The 338-nt window shown below is 69.8% G+C and carries 1 protein-coding gene; it reads left to right on the top strand.

The genetic code is table 11. From position 1 onward, the window contains the following. Positions 1 to 138: 138 nt before the first annotated feature. On the top strand, positions 139 to 338 hold a 200-nt coding region (locus FLQ44_RS24230), incomplete at its 3' end, for a hypothetical protein (protein ID WP_206209141.1).

Below are 338 nucleotides of genomic sequence, written 5' to 3'. Positions count from 1 at the left end.
CAGGACCTGATTGGCCGGCTCGCTGGGCGCCTGCACGAGGAGGCTGAGGCCGTTGTCGCCGAGGCCCAGCAGCGTTTCGAGGCGCAGTTGCAGGAGCGCGGACAAGCACTGGAGCGTGCGCAGCAGGAAGCCGTGGCCTTGAGCGCCCAGATCCAGGGCAACGAAACGGCGTTGCACGACGAAAAGACCGCTCACGCGACCACCCGGCAGGCCCTGGCCGACCGTGCCACCGAGGTTGCCCAACTCGGCGAGCGCATCGCCGGTCTGACCACACGCCTGGCCGAGCACGAGGCCCACGCGCAGTCGCTGGAACAGAAGCACCAGCACGCCCGCGAGGC

It is taken from the genome of Vogesella mureinivorans, from assembly GCF_007644035.1.
Lineage (GTDB): Bacteria > Pseudomonadota > Gammaproteobacteria > Burkholderiales > Chromobacteriaceae > Vogesella > Vogesella mureinivorans.
The sequence above is the reverse complement of the archived record's forward strand: the minus strand, read 5'-3'. Positions and strand labels throughout refer to the sequence as shown.